Here is a 23723-nt window from a genome sequence, read left to right as displayed (position 1 = left end):
GCGACGCCGGCTCAGGCGGATCGGCTGACGGCAGCCGCCGCCGCGGTCCCCGCCGCGCGAGACAGCGCGGCGGGGACCGATTCACCCCCTCCGGAGGAGTGCGAGATGTCTGATCTGTCGCGAAGGCAAGTGTTCAGGTTCGGCGCGGCCGGAGCGGGAGCCGCCATGCTGCCGCCGGGATGGACCGCCGCCGCCCGGCCCGCCTCGGCCCCGCCTTCCGCGGTGAGCGCCGCCGACGACCTGGCCCTGTGGTACGACGAGAGCGCCGGCACGGACTGGCTGCGCGCGCTCCCGATCGGCAACGGCCGCCTGGGCGCCATGGTGTTCGGCAACGTCGACACCGAGCGGCTGCAGCTCAACGAGGACACCGTCTGGGCCGGTGGACCGTACGACCAGAGCAATCCCCGAGGGGCGGCGGCGCTGGGTCAGATCCGGCAACTGGTCTTCCAGAACCAGTGGAGCCAGGCCCAGACGATGATCGACCAGAACATGCGGGGAAACCCGGTCGGCCAGCTGGCCTATCAGACCGTCGGCGATCTGCGGCTCGGCTTCGGCAGCGCCTCCGGAGCCGCCGAGTACCACCGCTACCTGGATCTCACCACGGCCACCACCGCCGTGTCCTATCTGCAGAACGGCGTCCGCTACCAGCGCGAGGTGCTCGCGAGCGCGCCCGACCAGGTGATCGCCATCCGCCTGACCGCCGACAGGCCGGGCTCGATCACGTTCTCGGCGACCTTCGGCAGCCCGCAACGGGCGACGCGCTCCAGCCCGGACGGGACCACGGTCGGGCTCGACGGCATCTCGGGCGACATGGAGGGAGTGGCCGGCTCGGTCCGGTTCCTGGCGCTGGCGCGGGCCGTCGCCGAAGGCGGCAGCGTCACCAGCTCCGGCGGCACCCTGCAGGTCAGATCCGCCGACAGCGTGACGGTGCTGATCTCCATCGGCTCCAGCTACCGCGACTTCCGCGACACAGGCGGCGACTACCAGGGCATCGCCCGCCGCCATCTCGACGCCGCCACGGCCAGGACCTACGGCGACCTGCGCGGCCGGCACGTCGCCGACTACCAGCGGCTGTTCGCGCGTACGACGCTGGACCTCGGCCGGACCCCGGCCGCGGATCAGCCGACCGACGTGCGGATCGCCCGGCACGCGAGCACCGACGACCCGCAGTTCTCCGCGCTGCTGTTCCAGTACGGGCGATACCTGCTGATCTCCTCCTCCCGGCCGGGCACGCAGCCGGCCAACCTGCAGGGCATCTGGAACGACTCGCTCACCCCGTCCTGGGACTCGAAATACACGATCAACGCGAACCTGCCGATGAACTACTGGCCGGCCGACACGACGAACCTGTCCGAGTGCTACGAACCGGTGTTCGCGATGCTGGACGAGCTCGCGGTCAGCGGCGCCCGGACGGCCCGCGTCCAGTACGACGCCGGCGGCTGGGTGACCCATCACAACACCGACGCGTGGCGGGGGACGTCGGTCGTGGACGGCGCCTTCTGGGGCATGTGGCAGACCGGCGGAGCCTGGCTGGCCACCCTGGTCTGGGACCACTACCGCTTCACCGGCGACCTGGAGTTCCTCCGGAGGCACTACCCCGCGATGAAAGGCGCCGCCCAGTTCTTCCTCGAGACCCTCGTACCGGAACCGAACCTCGGGTACCTGGTCACCAACCCGTCGAACTCCCCGGAACTGGCCCACCACGCGGGCGTCAGCGTCTGCGCCGGCCCCACCATGGACAACCAGATCCTGCGCGACCTGTTCGACGGCTGCGCCCGGGCCTCCCAGGAGCTCGGCACCGACGCCGAGTTCAGGTCGCAGATCCTGGCCGCCCGGGACCGGCTCCCGCCGACGAAGATCGGCTCGCGCGGCAACATCCAGGAGTGGCTGTACGACTGGGTCGAGACCGAGCCCGCCCACCGGCACATCTCCCACCTGTACGGCCTGCACCCCGGCAACCAGATCAGCAAGCGCGGCACCCCGGAGCTGTACACCGCCGCGCGGCGCACCCTCGAACTACGCGGAGACGACGGAACCGGCTGGTCCCTGGCCTGGAAGATCAACTATTGGGCCCGGATGGAGGAGGGCAGCCGTGCGCACGCGCTCCTCCGCCTCCTGGTGACGACGGCCCGGCTGGCGCCCAACATGTTCGATCTGCACCCGCCGTTCCAGATCGACGGCAACTTCGGCGCGACGTCCGGCATCGCGGAGATGCTGCTGCAGAGCCAGAACGGCGAGCTGCACGTGCTGCCGGCACTGCCGCCCGCCTGGCCGAACGGCACGGTGCGCGGTCTCCGGGGACGAGGCGGCCACACCGTGGACGTGACCTGGAGCTCCGGCGGGGCCACCGAGATCCTCCTGAGGTTCGACCGCGGCGGGACGGTCGACGTCCGCGCCCGGATGTTCGCCGGGACCTACCAGGTGGTCGACACCACGACCGGCGCCGACGTCCCCGTCGCCGAACCCGAGGACGACGTCATCCGGCTGACCGGCCAAGCCGGTCGTACGTACCGCATGACCGGGTCCGGCCCCGCGCCGGCCGCCTACGTGCGGATCGCCAACGCGACCACCGGCCTGGTGCTGGACAGCGGCGGGAATGTCGCCTCCGGGTCGAACCTCAAACAGTGGAACTGGGACGGCAGCACCAACCTGCAGTGGCAGCTCGTCGAACTGGGCGGCGGCTGGTACCGCATCGTCAACCGCACCAACGGCATGGTCGCCGACAGCTGGGGCGACACCGCCAACGGCGCCACCGCCCGGCAGGCGCCCTGGAACGGCGGCGCCAACCAGCAGTGGAGGCTCGACAGCACGGGCAACGGCCGCCACCGGATCGTCAACAGGGGCACCGGCACCGCCCTGGACGGCATGGGCAACAGCACCGTCGGCTCGGCCGTCGCCCTGTGGACGCCGAACAGCAGCACCAACAACCAGTGGACGATCACGTGACACTCCGTCGCCGGATGACGGTGCGTGGCTGGACCCGCTTTCGCGAAGGTACGGGGTCCAGCGCCGGTACACCTCACCCCACGGTGAGGTTCCCCGCAGCAGGGATACCCGAGGTGAGGCCACGCGACGGTATCTGAGGGCCGTTGGAGGCTCGCGTCGTGGACGAGCCCACAGCGGGCCCCTATCTGCCGATCAGCGCGCCACTCGCGTCCTCGGCCGCCAGTCGGAGAGCCTGGGCCAGTGCTTGGGGGTGAACGTCCTCCGGCGCTGGCTACTCCGCCAGTGCCGCCACCTCCACCGCCAACGGCTTCGGCCGCACGAGTGATGATGTGCGCAGCCTGGACGCCACCATCAAGAAGATCAGGCGAACGCGGCCCTCGCGCCCAAGGGGGTCGACGCGCTCGCCGTCGCGCTTCAGACGCGGTGCCCGACTGCAGATTTTCTGCAGCAGATCTGCATCGCCTTCTTGCGATGCTGGGTGAGCAGAAACGTGCTGCGTGCACCCGGAAGAAGAAGGACGCCACGTGTCGATCAAGCGCGCTGTGCCCCTGTTGGCCGCCGGCTTTCACCGCGGCGCCGCCTTCATGACCGTCGTACGAGGCGCTCTCCGCTGCTGAGGTTCTGTCGTCGCGCCGTCGTGGGCACACATCCTGCGGACGGTCACGGTTCGGGACCGTGACAGAGAGATGACGAACATCTCGGTTCCTCCGCCGGACCTGCTCGGCACGCCTGTCCAGCCACGTTCAGCGCTATGCGCCCGATCCGCAGAGCGGCGCGTTCCCGGTGTGGGACGAGACCGCCGGCGCACCAAGCCGCCGGTTTCTCACGGCGGTGGCGGCAGCCGTTGTCACGTTCCGAAGTGGAGCTGATGACCACTGACCGGATGTCGGACCCTCTTTACCAGGCCATCGGCGCCTGACCTCCACTCGATTCGTACAAGGAGCAACGCAGCATGTCCGTCGCACTCTCCGATCAGGACAAGATCACCCTGTGGACCGGCGCGTGGGGTGCCGTTTCGCTGATCAGCGCCGCCAGTGCCGGCGGCTCCGCGCACAAGGCCGGCACCGACGGCTCACTCGCCCTGACCTCCGCGACCGGCCTGGTCGGGCACGTGCTGGCCGACAAGCCGAAGGGCGCGCGGCTGGTTGGCAAGTCCGCCGCCGCGCTCGCCGACCAGACGCTTCCCGCGCTCGGCGCCGCCATGGGCCTGCTCGGTGAGCACGACCCGGCGGAGGCGAGCAACTACCGTTCCACCGTCCTCGTCGCGGTCGAGGCCGCCCTGCGCGGCCAGCGGTCCGGCCCGGCAGCCGCAGAGATGGCCCGTAAGATCACCGCGGCCCTTGACGCCGCCGAGCAGGACCGCCCGGGGCTGCGGAAGATCATGCAGAAGATGGCCGAATCCGGCTTCGTCGGCGTGGAGCTGCGCGTGCACGACGAACAAGGCGCGTGGGTCGGGAGAGCCGGGACGCGTGAGCTGGGCGGCACGGAGCAGCCGCCGGTGAACGGGCACGTGCGGATCGGGAGCAACACCAAGACCTTCACCGCGGTCCTGGTGCTGCAACTGGTGGCCGAGGGCAAGGTCGGACTGGACGCGCCGGTGGACGACTACCTGCCCGAGTTCGGCCTCGACGGCCGGATCACCGTGCGCATGCTGCTGCAGCACACGAGCGGCATCTTCAACTTCACCGGTGAGTACTACCCCGACGGCACGTTCACGCCGGGGATCGCCGCCACCAACTCGGGCAAGGAGTGGGTGGACAACCGCTTCAAGACCTACCTGCCGGAGGAACTGGTACGGCTGGCGCTGTCCAAGCCGGCCCGGTTCGAGCCCGGATCGGATTGGAGCTACGCCAACACCAACTACGTGGTCGCCAGGCTGCTCATCGAGAAGGTCACCGGAGACTCCTACGCCGAGGAGATGCGGCGGCGGATCTTGGAGCCGCTCGGGCTGACCGGCACGAGGGCGCTCAACACCGAGACCGACATCCCCGAGCCGCACGCCCGCGCCTATTACCGCTATGAGGAGGGCGGCCAGGAGATGATCGTCGACGTCACCCGCCAGAACCCCTCCTGGATCTCCAGCGGCGGCGACATGATCTCGACGAGCGGGGACCTCCACACGTTCGTCTCCGCGCTGATGAGCGGCAGGCTTCTGCCCGCCGAGCTGCTGGCCGAGATGTGCGTGACGTACCCGGGGATCGGCTACGGGTTGGGGGTCATGGCGCAGGAGGCCCCCGGCGGCGGCACGGTCATCACCCACAACGGCGGGATGGCGGGCCACGCGGCACTGATGTACAGCTCGCAGGACGGCGGCACAACCCTGACGGCGGCGCTCAACTACGTGGACGACGCGGCGATGTCGCTGGGCCCGGTCTTTCAGGAGGTCACGCAGGAGCTCGTCGAGAAGGTTTTCGGCGGAGACGCCGGGCGATGAGGCACTCAGGGTGCAGCCTGCGGCTGATCCCACGATTTCCCGCAGCGCTCATGTAACTGAACACACCTAACCATGCGCGTTCGTCGGCGGTCCCGAGGACGGGCAGACATCGAATGAACGGTGTGCCCGCATGCCCATTGATCCGAGGAAAGGGTGCGGGCCTCCAGGCCGATAAGGAAGAACCACCCTGTGAAACATTGCTCAAATCATCCGGCCGAGGCCGATGAGGTCACGGATCCGGATTTCGTGGCGCTCGGCCTTGGCGGCACGAACATGATGGCGATGCTCTGGACGGTCGCCATGGGACGTCGCGCGATAGGCGTCGAAATGAGAGGGGATCCCTTTCTCGGCGTTCACTGGAACCTCCGAGTGGATCTCTTCCACCAGCTGGGCCTCATCGATCGCATGATGCTGGACCAGTACGGCGAGGCGGGCGTACCCCACCACAAGGACGGGACCGTCTTCCGTCTCGCGGAACGGTTCTACAGCACGAACACGGCCTCCGGCGACGTCACGCCGGATGAGGTCATCGACCGGTACGACCGCGACCTGCACCTGGTCGGCACCATCGAACACGTCGAGTTCATCGACGACCGGTGGCGAGACGGGCGGCCGCACCGGGTGGTGACCGTGCTCGATCCGCCGCCCGTGCCGTGTGCTCCGGAACCCGAGGCCATCCGGACCGATCTCCGCGACGTGCTGGACGGCCCCTCCACCTTCCAGGCCGAGGCCGCCTCCATCCTGCGGCTGCTGCGCCGCTATCTCGAAGCCATCGCCGAGATGGACCTCGCCGCGGGGCTCACTCCGCCGCGCGTCAAGCTCTTCACCCAGCACCGGTTGGTGGAAGGGGAGGGCGATGGTTTCGTCCGGCAACCTGACGGCAGGTACCGGATACGCATCATGGAGTTACAGGAATTCGACTTCAAGGGCCGATTCGTCCGGATGCCGATGCCGGGCCGGGAGGCCATCGACCTCGGCGTCCCCGAATTGTTCGTCATCGCCGAAGGCTTCGACTGCGCCGACGCGGCGAAACTCGGTTTCGAGCAGCGCGACGTGTCGGTAGACCATCAGGACGGACGAGGCCCGGTCGTCGCGCAGGCGGATTTCGTAGCCGGCCTGCTGGAGATCCTCATCGACGGGCGGCTGCGCCGGCGAATCTCCTCCCAGTTCGACGCCGACGGCCGTGAGTACTGGGTCCGGCAGATCGCCGTAGGACACGAGAACGATCCCGAGGTCGGGTGGATTCTGGTCCAAGTCCCGGACTTCAAGTCGTTCGACCCCATCGCCGAGGGCCTGGTGCCGACCGGCACCGACCTGCAGTCGGCCGAATACTACGGTGCGTACCAGCACATGCTCTACGAGTTCTACATCGAGCAGGCGGCCGAGGTGCTGGGCATCGACCAGTCGGCACTTCGCCGTGTGCAGATGGCCTACGGCCCGAAGCTGTTCAGCCTGATCGAGAGGATGGGGGAGGACGCCCTGGTCGCGAGCAACGGCGTCGTGGCGGGCGACTCGTTCGGCAATGGTCACTTCCTGACCAGTGGAGGCGCCATGACAGGCATGATCGGGCACAGTTCGCGGATCTTGCGCTATTGGCAGGCACGCAACCTCGGCATAACCCCCGAAGCCGCGATCCGGGACCTGGCGGACAGCATCCGACAGGACACGAACGCGTGGCTTGAGGTGAGCGCATCGGAGTACTCGAACGCGGTCCCCATCAACTTCGGCGCCGAACGCATCGAAGCCATCGTCGCGGCCAGCGGCTATCCCACCGGCGTGCACGACACCCGCATCGAAGCGGCCCGCAGGCATCGGCACGCTCTTCTCCCGCTGGACGCCTCCGACTGGCGACGCCCCATCTTCCGCAACGGAATGGTCATGACGGACCCGCTTCCCGAGCTGTCAACGCACCTCTGATGGTTACCGCGCATCAGCCCGTACGAAGTCGAAAGGTAAGTGCGATGACGCCGCACGCCCACCCCGCCGCCGAAACGGACGTCTTACCTCCCGCTGAATTCTTCGAAGAGATCGGCCGATCGCTGCAGGAATGTGAAGAAGCGGTGACGGCCTGCGCCTCCGTGGTATTCACGATCCCGAACCCCACCGATTATCTGTTCGAGGTGCGCCGGGACATGGACAGCGCCGAGATCCTCCCGGTGACAAGGAGACTTCTGAAAAGGCAGCTCGGATCGAACCGTGAGCTCGCCATCGCGCAGCTCAACGCCTGCGTCATCGCGGTCCAGGCGAGTTACGACTTCTGTGTGACCCACGCGGACGAAAGCGATGAAGCACGCCGCTGCTCCGATGCCACATCGGCTGCGATCCCCGTCCTGCACCGGGCGCTGGCCTACTTGCAACAGGGAGGGTTCGAGCGCAGGCCGGCCCGGCGCTCCTACGGATCTACCGGATGATCCGGGAAGTCACCCCGCCGCCGGCTCACCCTGCCGTCCGACGAAGCCCGGCGATGCCCAGCGCCATCTCCGTGTTCGACGGTCACCTGTCATGTGACAGCGGACTTGAGGTCGTGCCATCGTGGTTTGATCGGGCCAGGGGATTGGTCGTGGTGGACATAGAGCCTGATAGTGCGGCCTGCGCCCCAAGCCGCTCTGCGCCAGGGCCGATGGCCCTTGCGCGGATCTGTCCCACCATCGTTCTACTGGATCGACGACAACGGCGCCGAGGATCCGACCATCGAGGATGGCCGATGGCGCGCTGCACAGACAAGGGAACCGTATGACCACCACCGCGCTCATCGTCGGCGACCTGCAGACGGGCATCGTGGACAAATACCCCTTCGCCGCCGATGTGCTCCCTGTCGTGGAGAAGGTTCTCCCCGCGGCCAGATCCGCCGGAATCCCGGTGATCTTCATCCGTTTCGGGCTCCGGGCTTCAGGCCTTGATGTGGCGGCGGGAAACCAGTTGATCAGTGGCCTGCACGGAGCGGGGACGCTGTTTCACGAAGAATCCCCCGAGACGCTCGTGCACCCGCGCATTGAGCCATTGCCGGGCGAGGCCGTCGTCCTCAAGCGCCGCGCCAGCGCCTTCGCGGCGACCGACCTCGATCGGCTCCTCCGCGCCCAGCACGTCGACTCGATCGTGCTGACCGGTGTCGCGACCGGGGCGATGATCGCCGCTACCCTCTACGACGCTTCCGACCGCGACTACCAAGTGACCGTGCTCAGCGACGCCTGCGCTGACGGGGAAGCGGACGTGCACGACTTTCTGATCGACCGCGTCTTCCCGGCCAGGGGTGCGGACGTCCTTGCCAGTCACCAGTGGACCGCCCGCCTGTGACCAGCCGTCGGCATTCTCGCCCGACTGACCGGGACGACCCGGCCAAGGAGCGGCCATACCGAGCAGCGCTTGGAGGCGTCTGTGTCCATGCCGGAGAAGGGCTCACGGCTCATCACCGTCGACGGAGCCGTCTACCGCTGGCGAGTGCGCCGCAAGCCGGCTTCGGGCCCCGATGGCGGCCAGGCCCCTCTCACCTTCGCCGTCGAACGAGCCGAGGAGTCGCGTGGCGTCCTGGTGGTCGTCCTGCCCTGTGCCCGGCCGGACAACTGGAAAGGAGAACGGACGATCGTGGTCCGTCCCGTCCTCGTCGCCGGCTGCATCCGGCGGGCGCTGGATCGAGGCTGGAACCCGGGGCAGCGGGGCCCGGCGTTCACCCTCACCGTCGCCGAGGACGATCTGCCGGTGATCCTGGGCGAATCGCCGGAGTATCTGGTCCCCTTTCTGTGGGGCATGATCCCGGAGGGCGGCGGCATCAGAGACCTCCTCGGGCGACTCAGATCTGGCCGAGACTGGGTGATTGATTCCGAAGGGTGGGGGGCTCAGTGGTCGCAGGCGGCGCGCAGACGTTTGTCGTGGCCCAGGCCTGGGCGACGAGCCACACCCCGCCCAGGGCGGTGACGGCCCCGCCCAGGGCTACGGCGGCACCTCTCACGGATCGGCCGCGATCAGCGGCACGTGGTCGCAGGTCCGCTGGTGTGCGGCAATCTCATGGCGAAAGGTCACGCCTCATGCTCCCAACCAACGGTGTGATGGGGTTGTCGAACCGCCAAGGCCGTCGAACGATCTCGGTAGCAAGATCGAAGGAGGCACGTGATGGTCGCGGACAACAGTGTGACGCCCGGGCAGTGGCCGGCGAAGCGTCGAACGTAAGGAGTGGCGATGGACCCGAGGGCTGTCGAACGGCTGCGGGCCGCGGCGTCCCGCGCGGATTACCCCTCGATGGCCCGGCTGGCACGGGCGCTGTACGAGACCGGACTCGGCCCGCGTGAGGTGCTCCGCGAATGCTACGGCGTCACGTTTCCCGAGGAGCTCTTCGTCGTCGTCGATGCCGGGCTGTGGTCCCTCGACCTGCTGGCGGACTTCACCAACCAGCCCTGGGAACTGGCCGTCCCCCTCGATCGAGGCGGCCCGAGGGATACGCCTGATCCGACAGCCGGCATCGAGTCGCTCATGTGGGCCCGCGATCCCGATCTGATGCCGCTCCTGCGGATCACCGCCGCCCGGCCCGAGGGCGACCGGATGGTGTGCTACCGGCTGGGGGAGCTCCGGGCGGGTCGTCCGACGGTTTTTCCCTTGAGGTGCAGGACTATCCCGTCCCGGAGCTGTGCGGGAGTGGGGAGGCGGTGGGCTGCGGTGAGTCCATGCTCACGGCCCTGTACGAGGAACACGCCGCCGACCTCCGCTCGCTGGAGGAGGAGTGGAACAGTCCATGGAACCGGGGCGCGGGCTCGGTCTCCTGGGACGAGGTCGAGCAGGCACGCGAGTCCCTGGAGCGGGTCGTGGAACTGCAACGTCTCACCTCGGCATCGACCTCGAAGTCGTCCAGGGAGACCCCGCCACCAGAGGCTTCACCCCATCGCTGACTGGGCGCGGCACTTGCCCGCACCCATTTCGAGCACGACTGACTGCCTGCCGGCAATTCATGGGCTGAGATCACGTCAATAGCTGCCGTCCGCGGAGTTTGGCGGCGTCTGGATGACCTAGATCCTCCAGAATGCGCAGGGCATCGCGCCGAAGTTCATCCGCTCCACTGCGATCACCTGAGGCCAGGAGATTTTCTCCCAGGTAAGTGAGGGTGTCGGCCTCGTTGTATCGGTCACCCAGACGCCTGTAGAGATCGATCGAACGCTGGTAGCAGGCCGTTGCCTTCGTGTATTCGCCCAGGTGGTGATGGGCCAGCCCAAGGCTGTGGTGCGTGTTGGCCTGCCCGTGACGGTCGTCGATCTCAAGATGCAGATCAAGGGCACGCGTGCAACTGTCGATGGCCAGATCGTAGTCACCCAAAAGCATCTGGTACCAGCCAGTCGCATTCAATGCCCTGGCCATTCCCGGCCGATGGCCTGCTCGCTCGAAGAGCTGAAGAGATTGCCGTGCGCAATGCAGCGCCGCATGGTGATCCTCTTGGAGAACATGCACGGCCGACAGGTTTCCGTAGGTGTGCGCCTGCCCCACCACGTCATCCTCGGCGACATAGACATCAAGAGCGGCAGAGTAATGACGGCGGGCATCGTCGTACTGGGTGAGCCGTAGATGTGCGCGCGCGAGATTCCGGAACGCTGCCGCTCGCCCCAGGGGGTGGCCACTGCGCTCTGCGGCCTCGATCGCCAGGCGTTGGCAGGAAAGCTGGTCCTTCCAGTGACCCTGCCGATCCAGGTAGTCGGCAAGACTCCAAGCCAATGGCCAGACGTGCGCGTCCAAGGTGAGCTCAACGGCCAGGCGGACGGCCGCGAGGAGGGCGTCATGCTGCGCCGTGAACCATGAGAGGGCCTCGTCGTGATCGGCGACCGGTTCCAGCCGCACGCCAGGAAGGACAGGAGGCAGAACGATCGGATCGCGGTGCGGGCTCAGAAGCTGTGCGGCTTCGTGCGCGCTGTGCAGGTAGTGCTCAAGCGCTCGACGTGCGGCCGCACGCCGGTCAGCCGGAGCGTCGACGGCTTCGGCCAGCTCGGCCGCGTAGGTGCGGAGAAGATCATGGACGGCGAAGCGGGCCGGCCGGCACTCGTCGATCAGGTGCATGTCGGCCAGTTCGGCAAGCTGAGCCTGCGCCTCCTGGAGCCGCGCCCCGGCCAGCGACGCTGCCGCCGCCGGGGTGAAGGAGGCGCCGCGGTACAGGCTGAGCATGCGGAACAGCCGGGCGGCCGGTTCGCTTAGCGCCCCGTAGGACCAGGAGAACACCGTGCGCAAACATGTCGCCGCATCACCGCAATCGAACGCGGCGAGACCGGCCTGCAGCTGATCGGCGATGGCCCTGAGCGGGAACTCGTGCTGAACGGAGCTGCGGGCCGCGGCGATGCCCAGCGCAAGAGGCAGGTGCCCGCACGCCGTGATGAGTGCCTCGACGGCCGCAGGGTCGGCTTGCAGCCGTTCGCGATCGATGCGGCGTGCCAGCAGTTCGTACGCCTCATCGGTCGTGAAAAGGGCCAGCCGCAGGAGGTGAGCGCCTTCGGCGGCGACCAGGCTGGACATCTGGCGACGGCTTGTGACAAGGACCAGACATCTCCCGCCGCCGGGCAGCAGCGGACGCACCTGCTCAGCGTCACGTGCGTTGTCCAGCACGATCAGCACTCGCCGATGCGCGAGCACACTCCGGAACTGCGCAGCCGCCTGATCCGTGTCGGCCGGTATCTGGGGGGCGGGGACATGCAGCGCATGGAGAAATCCGCGCAGCGCATCGGCGGCTTCCACCGCCTGCGCGAGTCCGTATCCCCGGAGATTGACATAGAGCTGTCCATCAGGGAATCGATCGCGGACGCGGTGCGCCCAGTGCACCGCAAGTGTCGTCTTGCCGATCCCCGCTGTACCCGAGATCGCCACAATGGTGGCGGCGGGCGGCGCGCTTTCATCGGGGAGAAGCGCATCGAGGTGTGTCACATGCTCTTTGCGACCTGAGAAAGATCCGATGTCGGCCGGAAGCTGCATCGGCGGCAAGGACGCGACGCCGGTCAAGGTGAGTGATGGGGATCGAGCGACGAGGGAAGGATCTGCCCGGAGAATCGACAGCTCCAGTTGGATGAGTTCCTCTGCCGGATCGAGACCGACCTCCTCCCTCAGCCTGTCCTTCATCCGCCTGTAGCACTCCAGGGCCTCGTCGCTTCTCCCCTCCCGATGCAGGGCCAGCATGAGCTGACCCGTGATCCGCTGGCGGTACGGGTATGCGGAGGCCAGAGCGGAGAGCCTGCCGATCAGCGAACGGTGCTGGCCGAGCCTGAGTTCGGTGTCCGCCTGGTCCTCAATCGCCCGCAACCGCAGCTCGGCCAGTTCCTGACGCAGATGCTCGGCCGCAACCTCGTGCGTGAGGCCGTCACCGCGCCACAGGCCGAGAGCCTCGGAGTACATGGCTGCCGCCGTGCTGTCGTCGGCGTCTCGCGCGCCGGCGAGCAGGTCGCGAAATCGGTGCACGTCAACCCTGGCTCGATCCACCGTCAAGCGGTAACACGCACCTTCGCGCTCAATGTTGAGTGCCTGATCGATCGTACGCAATCGCGCACGCAGCCGGGAGATCAACGACTGGACGGTGCGCCGGGCGGATTCCGGGACCTCGTCCCCCCAGACCAGCTCGATCAGTCTGCCGAGAGAAACCCAGCGGTTGGCCTCCAGCAGCAGTACGGCGAGCACAAGGCGTTCCTTGCGTGAACCGATGGGAACGCGTTGCCCGGCGGCGAACATCTCCAGCGCGCCCAGCAGCCGGAATTCCATGAAGACCTACCTCAACAGCAGATTTCTCGCAGCCGCCGCGCACATCAGTGCCCAGCATGCTGAACGAGGAGAACGACACCCGCGGCCCGCGGGGTCGAGGAGCCGGTGATTCGGGCGGATCTCTCCGCGGCGATCCTCGGGGCTCAGATGAGCGCCCTGCGTCTGACAGCGGCAAGGCCGGCCCCGACGAGGACAGCGGTGATGCCTGTCATGATCGCGATTCCGGTGGCCGTGAAGGGCTCGCCGGAGATGACCATGGGCAGGTTGGGGTAGGGCACGGCGTACTTGGCGACCCAGTAGTCGATGCCGAGGATCGGGCCGAGCACCTCGCCGAAGAGGTTGACGAAGAGGAAAGCCGCCCAGGAGATCGCGGCGGCGGCGCGCGGGAGCAGGCCGAAGGCCAGGACGCCGACCCCGGCCAGGGTCCAGGTGGCGGGCACCTGCATCAGGGCTCCCGCGAGCACCTTGCCGGGTGCCCCCGCGACCAGGCCCATGGTGAGCCCGGCGACGGCGAGGACCAGGACGGTTCCCGCCAGCGCGAAGAGCAGGTGACCGGCGACCCAGCGTAGGCGGGACACCGGGGCGGACAGGAGCAGTTCGGCGCGGCCGGAGGTCTCCTCGTTGCGCAGCCGCAATAGGGCCAGCAGCGGGTAGAGGGCCGAGACGTAGCCGAGGCTGAGCATGATCAGCCACAGGTAGGCGTCGGTCATGGTGGCCTCGGGCGAGGCGGTGTAGCGGTGGAAGAACTCCTCGACCGCGGCGCCCTGCCGGGCGACCTCCTCGATGGAGGTGGCCAGGGCGCCCAGGACCAGCCCGGCGATCGCGTACCCGGCGATCCAGCCGCCGAGCAGGCCCTTCTGCAGCCGCCAGGCCAAGCTCAGCGGGCTGCGCAGCCGGTCGGACGAAGCCGGTCCCGGGCGTTCGGGAATGAGGCCGTGGCCCAGGTCGCGCCGGGTGAGCAGCCGGTAGGCCACGGCGACGGCGGCGGCGGTGAAGGCGAGGCTCAGCAGCAGCACGGCCGCGTCGTTGTCCCCGTACGGCCGTACCAGGTGTGACCAGCCCTGCGGGGAGAGCCACTTCAGCATGGTCAGGCCGCTGCCGTCGGCGAGGAAGCGCAGAAGGTAACTGACGCCGAGGCCGAGTGCGGCCAGGCCGATGGCGGTGCGGGCGCTCTGCGTGAGCTGGGCGGCCACCGCGCCGAGTCCGGCGAAGACCAGGCCGGCGGCGGTGATCGCGGCGCCGAAGGCCAGTGAGCCGGACGCGTCCGCGCCGACGGCGGTCATGGCACCGGCGGTGAGCAGCCCTGCCAGCACCGCCGAGCCGCAGGTGACGGCGAGTGCGGCAGTCAGCGGCGCCAGGCGGCCGACCACGCCGGCGCCCACCAGTTCGGCGCGGCCGGACTCCTCCTCGCCCCGGCTGTGCCGGACGACGGTGAGAATCATGATCAGCCCGAGGATGGTGTAGATGGCGTCGGCGTTCTTCCAGACCGCCATGCCGGCCAGGGTGGCGGAGTGGACCTCGCCGGCGAACGCGGTCAGTGCCTGGTTCGCGGCCATCTCGCGGGCGAACGCGGCGATGTCGGGAATGCCGGTCGCGTAGCGCTGCACCTGCCCGGCCGCGAGGGTGACGAGCAGCAGCATCCAGAGGGGGGCGATGAAGCGCTCGCGCTTGAGCACGAGCTTGGTCAGGGTCCAGGCGCCGTTCATCGCTCCGCTTTCGCGCTCTCGTAGTGGCGCAGGAACAGGTCCTCCAGTGAGGGAGGGGCGCAGGTCAGATCGCGCACGCCGACCCGGATCAGCTCGGCCAGCGTCGCGTCAAGCCGGGTGCGGTCCACCTCGAAGGAGATCCGGTTGCCGTCGATCCGCACGGCGTGCAGGTCCGGCATCCGGGCCAGGCCGTTGGGCGAGGAGGCCAGCTCGACGCTGACCCGGCTGCGGGACAGGCCGCGCAACTGCGACAGGGGGCCGGCCTCGACCGTGCGGCCGTGCCGGATGATCGTGACGCGGTCGCACAGGGCCTCGACCTCCGACAGGATGTGGCTGGAGAGCAGGACCGTACGGCCGCGCCGCTTCTCCTCGGCCACACACTGCTGGAAGATCGCCTCCATCAGCGGGTCCAGGCCGGAGGTGGGCTCGTCCAGGATGAGCAGGTCGGCGTCGGAGGCGAACGCCGCCACCAGGGCGACCTTCTGCCGGTTGCCCTTGGAGTAGGTTTTGGCCTTCTTACGCGGGTCCAGCTCGAAGCGCTCCAGCAGCTCAGCCCTGCGAGCCGGGTCCAGGCCGCCGCGCAGCCTGCCCAGCAGGTCGATCACCTCACCGCCGGTCAGCGACGGCCACAGGTTCACGTCGCCTGGTACGTACGCCAGCCGGCGGTGCAGCTCGGCCGCGTCCTTCCACGGATCTCCGCCCAGCAGGCGGACCGAGCCGGAGTCCGCCCGCATCAGGCCCAGGAGAACCCGGATGGTGGTGGATTTACCGGCGCCGTTCGGGCCGAGAAATCCATGGACATCACCGGCGCGTACGGTCAGGTCCAAACCGTTGAGCGCGTGCGCGCGCCCGAAACTCTTGCGGAGCTTTTCCACCGCGATCGCGGTACTCACTGTCTTACCTCCGTTGAGGGGGCCGTCGCCGGCTGATCCACCGGCCGCAGCATTTCGCCCCCGGCGCGTGCAAAGCCTGCGGGGATGCCCGTGCCCGATCAACGACGAATGCGGAGGCACTGCGATAACCGGCGGTTATCAAGCGGGCCGGGGGCGGGTTTCGAGCTTCACCACCCTGTGACGCCGTCCGTTGGGATCCTGCCGTTCCAGGCTGTCCCGAGCCTCGTGGGGACTCATTCCAAGGGCAGGGGGCGGCGTGGCACGGGCGCGGTGTGGATGAGGGAGGTGGTCGTGTGTCCGTACGGCGTGAACAGATCGAGGATCGGTTCGAGTTCGTCGACCGACCGCAGATGCATCGTGAAACAGAAGCAGTCGTCACCGGTCATCCGGTAGCACTCGACGATCTGGGGAACCTCTCTGGCTATCTTGGAGATGCGGTGCAGCTCCCGGAACGCCGGACGGATGCGCACCATCACGGTGACCGGGAAGCCCAGGGCCCGCGGGTCGACCTCGGCGCGATAGCCGGTGATCACTCCTGATTCCTCCAGCCGCTGCACCCGATCGCTCACCGCGGGGGGCGACAGGCCGACCCGGCGGCCCAGCTCGGCGAAGCTCACCCGGGCGTCCGCTTGCAGTTCAGTGAGGATTCGAAGGTCGAGTGCGTCCAACTCCTTGGGTTCGTACGCCCGACCGGGTCTGATCTTTCGATTCGCCATTCTCCCAAATTAGGGGCGCACCGAAGATGGGGCCATGCCGCCCATCGGCCCTCGCGCCGTTCTGTCCAAGGCGCCCTCATGGACCTATTTCATCGGCAGCGCCGTCTTCCACTACCTCGGTCCGGCCTTCGCCGTGCTGTTGTTCGCGAGGCTCGACCCGCTCGGGGTCGCGACGCTGAGGATCTGGAGCGCGGCCCTCGTGTTCGCACTCTGGCGCCGCCCCTGGCGGGCCCTGGCCCGTCTCGACGCCGGGGAGCGTCGTACGATCATCGCCTGGGGTGCGGTGCTCGCGGCGATGAACGTCTGCTTCTATCTGGCGATCGCTCGCGTACCCCTGGCGACCGTCGCCGCGATCGAGTTTCTCCCGGTCATCGTGCTGGCGGCGTTCGGCGCCCGTACCGCCCGCAATCTCGTGGCCCTCGTGGCCGCGGTCGGCGGGGTCTATGTGCTGACCGGCGTCCGGCTGGCCGGAGAGCCGCTGGGCCTGGTGTTCGCCTTCGCCAACGCGGCGCTGTTCGCCGCCTACATCGTGCTGGCCCACCGGGCGGCTCGCAGCCTGCGCGGCGTCGGCGGCCTCGACGGGCTGGCCGCGGCCATGCTCGTCGCCGGGGTGTTCGTCGCGCCGGCGGGCCTCTGGCAGGCCGCTCCCGCGATGATCGAGCCGATCACGCTCGCCGCCGGGATCGGGGTGGGCATCTGCTCGTCGGTGATCCCGTACGTGTGCGATCAACTCGCCATGGCACGCATGGCCCGCTCCACGTACGCGCTGCTCGTGGCGCTGCTTCCGGCCACGGCGACGGTGATCGGCATCGCGGTGCTCCGGCAACTGCCCTCACTCCTTGAACTCGCCGGAGTCGGGCTCGTGGTCCTCGCGGTGGCCCTCCACCACGAACACCAGAATGCCGCGACCGACAAGGCCACAAGGTGCGATACGTGAAGCCGGGGCCGAGGGACCGCACGGCGGATCGTCGCGAAAATGGCTCTTGCGGGGCTCGACTCGTCAGTCATACTCAATGACGTCATCGTTCGGATTCCAGGACAGGCGCCGGTTAGGTCACGCGGGGGCAAGACCGTCACGCCGTTCCACTGTCTCCCATCGGACGATCAACGGAAGCTGCTGATGGAACTGCGCGACATCGAAATCTTCTTGACCCTGGCCGAAGAGCTGCACTTCGGCCGCACGGCCGCACGATTGCACGTCACGCCGGCACGGGTCAGCCAGGCCATCAAGCAACAGGAACGCCGCATCGGCGGCGCCCTGTTCGAACGCACCAGTCGCGCGGTCAAGCTCACTCCGCTGGGCACACTGCTGCACGCCGACCTGGAACCGGTCTACCGCGAACTGCGCCAAAGCCTGCAACGGGCACGGATGGCCGCCCAGGGCGTCACCGACACCCTTCGCGTCGGCATGATCCCCGACATCGCCCACGATCTACGCCCGGCCTGGGCGGCCTTTCGCGCCCGCCACCCCGAATGCCGGCTCGAACTCGGGCACAGCGGCTTCATCGAACCGTTCAAATCCTTACGCGACGGCCAGATCGGCGCGCTGATCGCCTGGTTACCGGTCGAGGAATCCGACCTCACCGTCGGCCCGGTCGTCTACACCGAGCCGAGGGTCCTGTCCGTCGCCGTCGATCACCCGCTGGCCGATCGCGGCACGGTCTCGATGGAGATCTTCGGCGACGATCATCCCGTGACCACCGCGCGCCCGCACCTGCCTGAATACTGGGAAGACGCCTACAACCCGTACGCCACCCGCAGCGGCCGGCCCGTCGACAACCGCGTCCAGGTCGCCAGCTACGAACAGATCCAGCGACTGGTCAGCACCGGCCGGATGATCCACCCCATCGGCGCGCACGCCGCCCGCTACTTCCAGCGTCCCGATGTCGTCTACCTGCCCATCACCGATGGGCCCCGGTTCCGGTGGGGGCTGGTCTGGCGCACCGACGACGACAACCGGTACGTCCACTCCCTGGCGCGCATCTTCCGCGACCTCGGCACCCACGTCGCATGAGAGCGGCCACGCCGAGCCCGGCCCGCTCGGCGTGGCCACCGGTGTCGTTCAGGAGAACATGTCGCTGAGCAGCTCGGGGTCGACGGCGATGGGTGCGGGGCGGTAGGCCGGCGGCCGGGTGCCCATCAGCTCGCGCACCAGGAAGTCCCAGCCCCGCGTACGGACGTAGGCCAGGCAGTCGATGAACGCGTGCTCGGCCCCGGGCACGATGAACAGCTCGAAATCCTTCCCGGCGGCGACGAGCCGGTCGGCCAGCCGCAGCGTCTGGTCCGGGTGGACCCGGTCGTCCATCTCGCCGTGGATGAGCAGCAGCTTGCCGGTCAACCGGTCCGCGAGGTCCACATTGGAAGTCCGGGCCCAAGCTTCCGGATTGTCCGCGCCGTCGTAGGCCTCCACGAAGTCCAGGTTGAAGTAGCGGGCCTCGTGCGAGCCGGACAGCGCGACGCCGGCCTTGTAGGTCTCCGGATAGTCGAGCATCGCCCGTACGGTGGCGAACCCGCCGCCCGAGTGACCGAACGCGCCCACCCGGTCCAGGTCCATCCACGGCCGGGTCTCGGCCAGCTGCCGCAGCGCCGCGACATGGTCCGCCATGCCGCCCGCGTCCGCGAGGTGACCGTAGGAGGCGTCGTGGAAGGCCTTGCCGCGCCCCGGGGTGCCCCGCCCGTCCACCGCGACGACCACGAAGCCCAGCGCCGCGAGGGGTTCGGCGTCCATGCCCATCCCACCCGGGTCGAAGCTCGGAGTGACCCGGTTGACCTGCGGGCCGGGGTAGATGTTGTCCACCACCGGATAGCGCTTGGCCGGATCGAACCCTCGCGGCCGGTACAGGACCCCGTAGACGTCGGTGACGCCGTCGGCCGCCTTGACACAGAAGCGTTCCGGCGCCGTCCAGCCGGTGGCGGCGAGCTTGCCGATGTCAGCGCGTTCCAGCTCCACCAGCAACCGCCCGGACCAGTCGCGGACCGTGGTCACCGGCGGGGTGTCCACGGTGGACGCGGAGTCGAGGAAGAACGACGTGTTCTCCGACACCGTGACGGTGTGGTCCAGGTCGTCGCCGATCAGCTTGGCGAATCCGGTGCCGTCCAGCCCGGCCCGGCACACCGCGCGCCGGTACGGGTCGCCGTCGATCAGCCCGGAGGCGGTGAAGTAGACCGTCCGCTCGGCCTCGTCGACGTGCAGGATCTCCCGCACGGCCCAGTCGCCCGAGGTGACCTGCCCGAGCAGCTCGCCGGTACGAAGGTCGTACCGGTACAGGTGCCCCCAGCCGTCACGCTGTGAGTACCACAGCACCTCGCCGGCCAGCACGCGCACGATCGGGGGCTCGTACATCCACTGGTTGGGCTCCACGCGGGTGTCCCCGGTCTCGCTGATCACGGTGGTGACCTCGCCGGTGACCGGGTCGAGGCGGTGCAGGGTGAGCGCGCGCCGGTCGCGAGGCTGGCCGAGGTAGTACACCGCCGAGCCGTCGTCCGCCCACCAGGCCCACCTGCCCATGACCGGTGACATCGTCGGCGTCAGGAGCGGCTCCGCCTGCGCGCGGACCATGGTGCCCGCGGCGAGGTCGAACACCACCAGCTCGCTCAGTGGCACGTGCTCGTCCCCGGTGTACGCGTACCGCTGGGCGTGCAGCTGTGGCGCGCCGCCGTCGGCGGGCCTGGCCTCCAGAAGGTGGGTCAGCCGCACGCGGCGCTCATCGGTCCGGTGCGTCAGCACCTTCGTCGAGTCCGGCGACCAGGCCACCGCGGGCGGAAGATGGGGGAGGCCGAACTTGCGCAGCAGTGTGCCGTTGCCCATGCTCTCCGGTCCGGAGGCGTACTGGTAGGCGGGCTCGCCGTCGGTGGTGAGCGCCCACTCACGGCCGTCGGTGAGCGAGTGGGCCCAGAGGTCGTGCCCGCGCCGCGATACGGCGATCTTCTTGTCCGGTGAGGGCACCGCCAGCGGGTTGCCCGGAGGCGTGAACTCGGCCGGCTCGCAGGCGTAGCTGTCCAGGTCGCATCGCCAGAACGCGCCCACCGCGAAGAACTCCACGGCGTTCCCGGCGTACATGAAGGCCGCGAAGGGCAAGGCCTCGGGGTCGACCGGTTGTCCGGAGGCGGTGGTGAGCGCGGCGGCGAGCCGGGCGTGGTCGAAGGCCGGCTCGCGGGTGCCCGCCGCCGGATCGACCAGCACGAACCGTTTCCCGGCGCCGGTGCTCACCCCGTACCAGAAGCGGGTCCCTCCGTCGATCCATTGCGGTCTGACCTTGTCGCCGACGACCAGCTCGCCGGGGCGGGCAGGCCGGCGGAGCAGCAGTTCCGCGGCCTGGTAATTCTCATTCGTACTCATGGTGTCCCTTCTCGGTCCTGCGGGAGGCTCAGGCTGCGTCGATCGCCTCGGCGATCTTGCGGATCATCTCGGCCATGGTGGGGCTGGGCCCGTCCTGCTGAGTCCGGGTGGCCGCCTCGACGGCGACCATGACGATGCCGCGGAAGTTGCCGGCCTCGGCCGGATCCTGCTTCGTGAGCAGGCCCATGGCCTCCGTCAGAGCCGGCAGGACGCGGTCGGCGAGTTCGGCTGTCGACTTGCCGTTCAGGTCCATGCCGCTCTTCTTCTCGGCGAGCACGTGCCCGACCGGGCCGATCGCGGAGGCCAGGGCGAGGGACCCGTCCGTGGCGATCCTGTGCGGCGAACCACCGGCGGCACCGGCGGCGGCCAGCAGCGCGACGGCGCCGTACGCGGCGGTCCGCAGGGTGTGCTTGTCCTGCTCGGTAAGGGTGATGGACATGGTCGTACGCTCCTTGTGATCGATGGGGAACTTGGGGCGGAAGGACGGATCGCGGGTGCTCACTCCGTCGTGCCGGCCAGCATGTGCCCTGCGGCGGTGGCCGGTTCTGATGGCGCGGCCGCGAGCTTGCGGTCGCGCAGCACGAAGATGGCGATGACGGCCGCCAGGACGACACCGCAGGCACTGGCGGTGAAGGTGAGAGCCATGCCGTTGGTGAACGCCTCCCGGGCGGCGCCCGCCAGCGCCTGGTCGCCGAGCTTGAGCGCGTCGCTGATGTTGCGGCGCGCCGCTTCGGGGACACCTGACGGCATGTTCCTCGTGTACGCGTCTGCCATGACGCTGCCCAGGACGGCCACGCCCAGCGCGGCACCGGCCTGCTGGATGGTGTCGTTGACCGCGGAACCCACCCCGGCATGCTCGGCCGGCACGGCGCCCATGAGAACGTTGATCGCGGTGGGGACGGCCAGGCCGCTTCCCATGCCCACCACGCCCAGGGCGAAGCCGATCAGCCAGAAGCCGTCCCCGGCGTCCACGGTGCCCAGGACGCCGATCCCGGCCGCCATGATGAGCATGCCGGCGGCGACCATGGGCCGGTTGCCGACCTTGCCGCCCAGCACCGCGCCGATGACGTTGAACAGCAACGACATCCCTGCCACCGGCAGGAACACCAGCCCGGCCTGCATCGGGCTGTAGCCGTGGACGAACTGCAGGTACTGCGTCAGGACCAGCAGCAGGCCGCCGTTGGCGACGCTGAGGAGCACGACGGAGAGGCTCGCGCCGGAGAAGTCGCGGTCACGGAACAGGCTCATCGGCACCATCGGCGAGCCGGATCGGATCTCCCAGACGACGAAGCCGATCAGGCAGGCCGCCGCCGCCGCCGACGCCGCGAGGACGCCGGGATGGGCGATGCCGCGGTGGGGCGACTCGATGATCGCCCACACCAGCGCGGTCATGCCCACGACGGACAGCACGGCGCCCACCGGGTCCGGCTTGCGCCACGGGCCCTTGGACTCCGGCATCAGCGCGAGCGCCGTGATGATCGCCAGACCGGCGACCGGCACGTTGATGAGGAACGCGACGCCCCACCAGAACTCGGCGATCAGCAAGCCGCCCACGACGGGTCCGCCGACCAGGCCCGCCATGGTCACCGCGGTCCATGCGGTCAAAGCCTTACGCCGCTCCTCCTCGTCGGTGAAGACCGTGATCAGGATCGACAGCGTGGACGGCATGATCAGTGCGCCGCCGACGCCCATCGCGATCCGGCCGGCCACCAGCTGCGGCGGATCCTGCGCGAACGTCGCCGCCAGGCTCGCCACCCCGAAGATCACCAATCCGAGGATCATGATGCGGCGGCGGCCGTACCGGTCCGACAGGCTGCCGGCGATCAGCAGCAGCCCGGCGAAGACCAGGATGTAGGAGTCGAGGATCCACTGGATGTCCTGGGAGGTGGCACCGAGGTCTCTGGTCAAGGGCGGGATCGCCACGTTGAGCACCATGTTGTCGATGACCAAGACCAATGAGCTCATACAGAGCACCACCAGAATGAGCCATCTCTTGGGACCGCTTCTCTGACTCACCATGACAGACCTCTTTCGGACAGCGGCGCCGGCTCATGAAGGGGGGAGTTCGTACCGGCGAGTTCGCCGGTACGGCTGAAAGCCGAGGTGCCGGCGCAAGGCGAGCAGATGCGACTCGTCCTCCGCGGAGGCGATCTCGATCTCGTTGACGTGCGAGTGCACCTTGCGCAACCGCTGGATCAGGGCGGCGTTGACCCACAGGCCCAGTCGCCGGCCCCGATGGTCAGGCAGCACGACCGGTCCATATTGGCGAGCGCGGGGTTCCCAAGGCGCATCCACCACCGCGACGGCGTACGCCGCCAGCTCGCCTTCCGCCTGCACCGCGGTCAACGTGGCGTTACCAGTGTGGCTCGGGCGTCGGAGCAGCTCTTCGGCACGGATCGTGCCGGCCAGATCGCCGGTCCAGTGGATCAAGCGGTATCCGGGGTGCTCGGCCTCGACCATCTCACCGAGCCATGCCTGGTGGACATCGCCGTAGGAGAGCAGATCATGGCGCCTGGATCCGGTGTACCAGAAGCCGTGCCGCAGGCAGAACGCCTCTCCCGGCGAACCCTCCGCCACGATCGCCACCAGACGCGGCCCGGGGGACTGTCCCCGCACGGCGGACAGAAGCCTGGACCCGAGCCCACGGCGCCGCCACAGCGGCTCCACGTGCAGGGTCAACTCGGCGGCGCCGGCCCCCGTCGCCGGCGCCGGGGATGGCAGGAAATCGTGCCCGAACGGGATGATCCGCCGCAGGCCGGCCACCCCGGCCACCGGGCCGCGTGACACCACCGCCTGCCACCGCGAGCCCCCGGAATGATTCGACACCGCCACGACGTCGATCAACGGTTCGCTCATGAGGCAACCATCGCGGCGGCCACCGGTACGGAACAATGCGAAAGATCGAGCCGCCGCTTAAGCCACCGGTTAACGTTCGAGGCACGACGGTTCGCCGTCGTAAGAATCGCCGATGCCAGTTGA

17 protein-coding genes are annotated in these 23723 nt (G+C 68.7%); 9 read left to right on the top strand and 8 right to left on the bottom strand.

Going from position 1 to position 23723, the window contains the following annotated elements; all coding sequences use genetic code 11:
- Window positions 1-105 precede the first annotated feature (105 nt).
- The 7 genes from ACGFI7_RS37610 to ACGFI7_RS37580 all read left to right on the top strand — a co-directional run bounded on the left by ACGFI7_RS37610 (window position 106) and on the right by ACGFI7_RS37580 (window position 10257).
- Entirely contained in the window at window positions 106-2946 is a 2841-nt protein-coding gene (locus ACGFI7_RS37610; RefSeq protein ID WP_393413312.1) for a glycoside hydrolase N-terminal domain-containing protein, read from the top strand.
- Window positions 2947-3898: 952 nt separating this feature from the next.
- Window positions 3899-5380: a serine hydrolase domain-containing protein gene (locus tag ACGFI7_RS37605; RefSeq protein WP_393413310.1), complete on the top strand. Its 1482-nt coding sequence runs from the start codon at window positions 3899-3901 to the stop codon at window positions 5378-5380.
- Window positions 5381-5569: 189 nt separating this feature from the next.
- Window positions 5570-7297 (top strand): hypothetical protein, encoded by a 1728-nt coding sequence (locus tag ACGFI7_RS37600; RefSeq protein ID WP_393413308.1) that lies wholly within the window; start codon window positions 5570-5572, stop codon window positions 7295-7297.
- A gap of 44 nt (window positions 7298-7341) precedes the next feature.
- On the top strand, window positions 7342-7791 hold the full coding sequence (locus ACGFI7_RS37595) for a hypothetical protein (RefSeq protein ID WP_393413306.1): 450 nt from the start codon (window positions 7342-7344) through the stop codon (window positions 7789-7791).
- Window positions 7792-8113: 322 nt separating this feature from the next.
- A complete protein-coding gene (locus ACGFI7_RS37590; RefSeq protein WP_393413304.1) occupies window positions 8114-8674 on the top strand; it encodes a cysteine hydrolase family protein in 561 nt (186 codons plus the stop codon).
- Window positions 8675-8755: 81 nt separating this feature from the next.
- Window positions 8756-9292, top strand: a complete 537-nt coding sequence (locus ACGFI7_RS37585; protein ID WP_393413302.1) for a hypothetical protein — start codon at window positions 8756-8758, stop codon at window positions 9290-9292.
- 743 nt (window positions 9293-10035) lie between these two features.
- Window positions 10036-10257 carry a hypothetical protein gene (locus ACGFI7_RS37580; RefSeq protein ID WP_393413301.1) on the top strand — a complete coding sequence of 74 codons (222 nt, stop codon included), beginning with the start codon at window positions 10036-10038 and terminating at the stop codon, window positions 10255-10257.
- A 70-nt stretch (window positions 10258-10327) separates the two neighbouring features.
- Here the strand turns inward: ACGFI7_RS37580 and ACGFI7_RS37575 are convergent, their stop codons facing one another.
- From ACGFI7_RS37575 to ACGFI7_RS37560, 4 genes are all read right to left on the bottom strand, one after another.
- Window positions 10328-13090, bottom strand: a complete 2763-nt coding sequence (locus ACGFI7_RS37575; protein WP_393413299.1) for a BTAD domain-containing putative transcriptional regulator — start codon at window positions 13088-13090, stop codon at window positions 10328-10330.
- Between the two features lie 143 nt (window positions 13091-13233).
- Window positions 13234-14796 (bottom strand): ABC transporter permease, encoded by a 1563-nt coding sequence (locus ACGFI7_RS37570; protein ID WP_393413298.1) that lies wholly within the window; start codon window positions 14794-14796, stop codon window positions 13234-13236.
- Window positions 14793-15689, bottom strand: coding sequence for an ATP-binding cassette domain-containing protein (locus tag ACGFI7_RS37565; protein ID WP_393413297.1), 897 nt, complete (start codon window positions 15687-15689; stop codon window positions 14793-14795). Before ACGFI7_RS37565 ends, ACGFI7_RS37570 begins: the two co-directional genes overlap by 4 nt.
- A gap of 233 nt (window positions 15690-15922) precedes the next feature.
- Window positions 15923-16357 (bottom strand): Lrp/AsnC family transcriptional regulator, encoded by a 435-nt coding sequence (locus tag ACGFI7_RS37560; protein WP_393413296.1) that lies wholly within the window; start codon window positions 16355-16357, stop codon window positions 15923-15925.
- Window positions 16358-16439: 82 nt separating this feature from the next.
- On the opposite strand from ACGFI7_RS37560, the gene ACGFI7_RS37555 reads away from it, so the two are divergent.
- Both ACGFI7_RS37555 and ACGFI7_RS37550 read left to right on the top strand, forming a co-directional pair.
- Window positions 16440-17342 carry a DMT family transporter gene (locus tag ACGFI7_RS37555; RefSeq protein ID WP_393413294.1) on the top strand — a complete coding sequence of 301 codons (903 nt, stop codon included), beginning with the start codon at window positions 16440-16442 and terminating at the stop codon, window positions 17340-17342.
- A 183-nt stretch (window positions 17343-17525) separates the two neighbouring features.
- A complete protein-coding gene (locus ACGFI7_RS37550; protein ID WP_393413292.1) occupies window positions 17526-18419 on the top strand; it encodes a LysR family transcriptional regulator in 894 nt (297 codons plus the stop codon).
- A gap of 48 nt (window positions 18420-18467) precedes the next feature.
- Here ACGFI7_RS37550 and ACGFI7_RS37545 read toward each other — a convergent pair whose 3' ends face one another.
- The 4 genes from ACGFI7_RS37545 to ACGFI7_RS37530 all read right to left on the bottom strand — a co-directional run bounded on the left by ACGFI7_RS37545 (window position 18468) and on the right by ACGFI7_RS37530 (window position 23600).
- Entirely contained in the window at window positions 18468-20744 is a 2277-nt protein-coding gene (locus tag ACGFI7_RS37545; protein WP_393413290.1) for a prolyl oligopeptidase family serine peptidase, read from the bottom strand.
- 28 nt (window positions 20745-20772) lie between these two features.
- Entirely contained in the window at window positions 20773-21183 is a 411-nt protein-coding gene (locus ACGFI7_RS37540; protein WP_393413288.1) for a hypothetical protein, read from the bottom strand.
- Window positions 21184-21242: 59 nt separating this feature from the next.
- A complete protein-coding gene (locus ACGFI7_RS37535) occupies window positions 21243-22709 on the bottom strand; it encodes an MFS transporter (RefSeq protein ID WP_393413286.1) in 1467 nt (488 codons plus the stop codon).
- Window positions 22710-22793: 84 nt separating this feature from the next.
- On the bottom strand, window positions 22794-23600 hold the full coding sequence (locus ACGFI7_RS37530) for a hypothetical protein (protein ID WP_393413284.1): 807 nt from the start codon (window positions 23598-23600) through the stop codon (window positions 22794-22796).
- Window positions 23601-23723 lie beyond the last annotated feature (123 nt).

The sequence above is a fragment of the Nonomuraea sp. NPDC048826 genome, from assembly GCF_043198225.1.
GTDB lineage: Bacteria > Actinomycetota > Actinomycetes > Streptosporangiales > Streptosporangiaceae > Nonomuraea.
The sequence above is the reverse complement of the archived record's forward strand: the minus strand, read 5'-3'. Positions and strand labels throughout refer to the sequence as shown.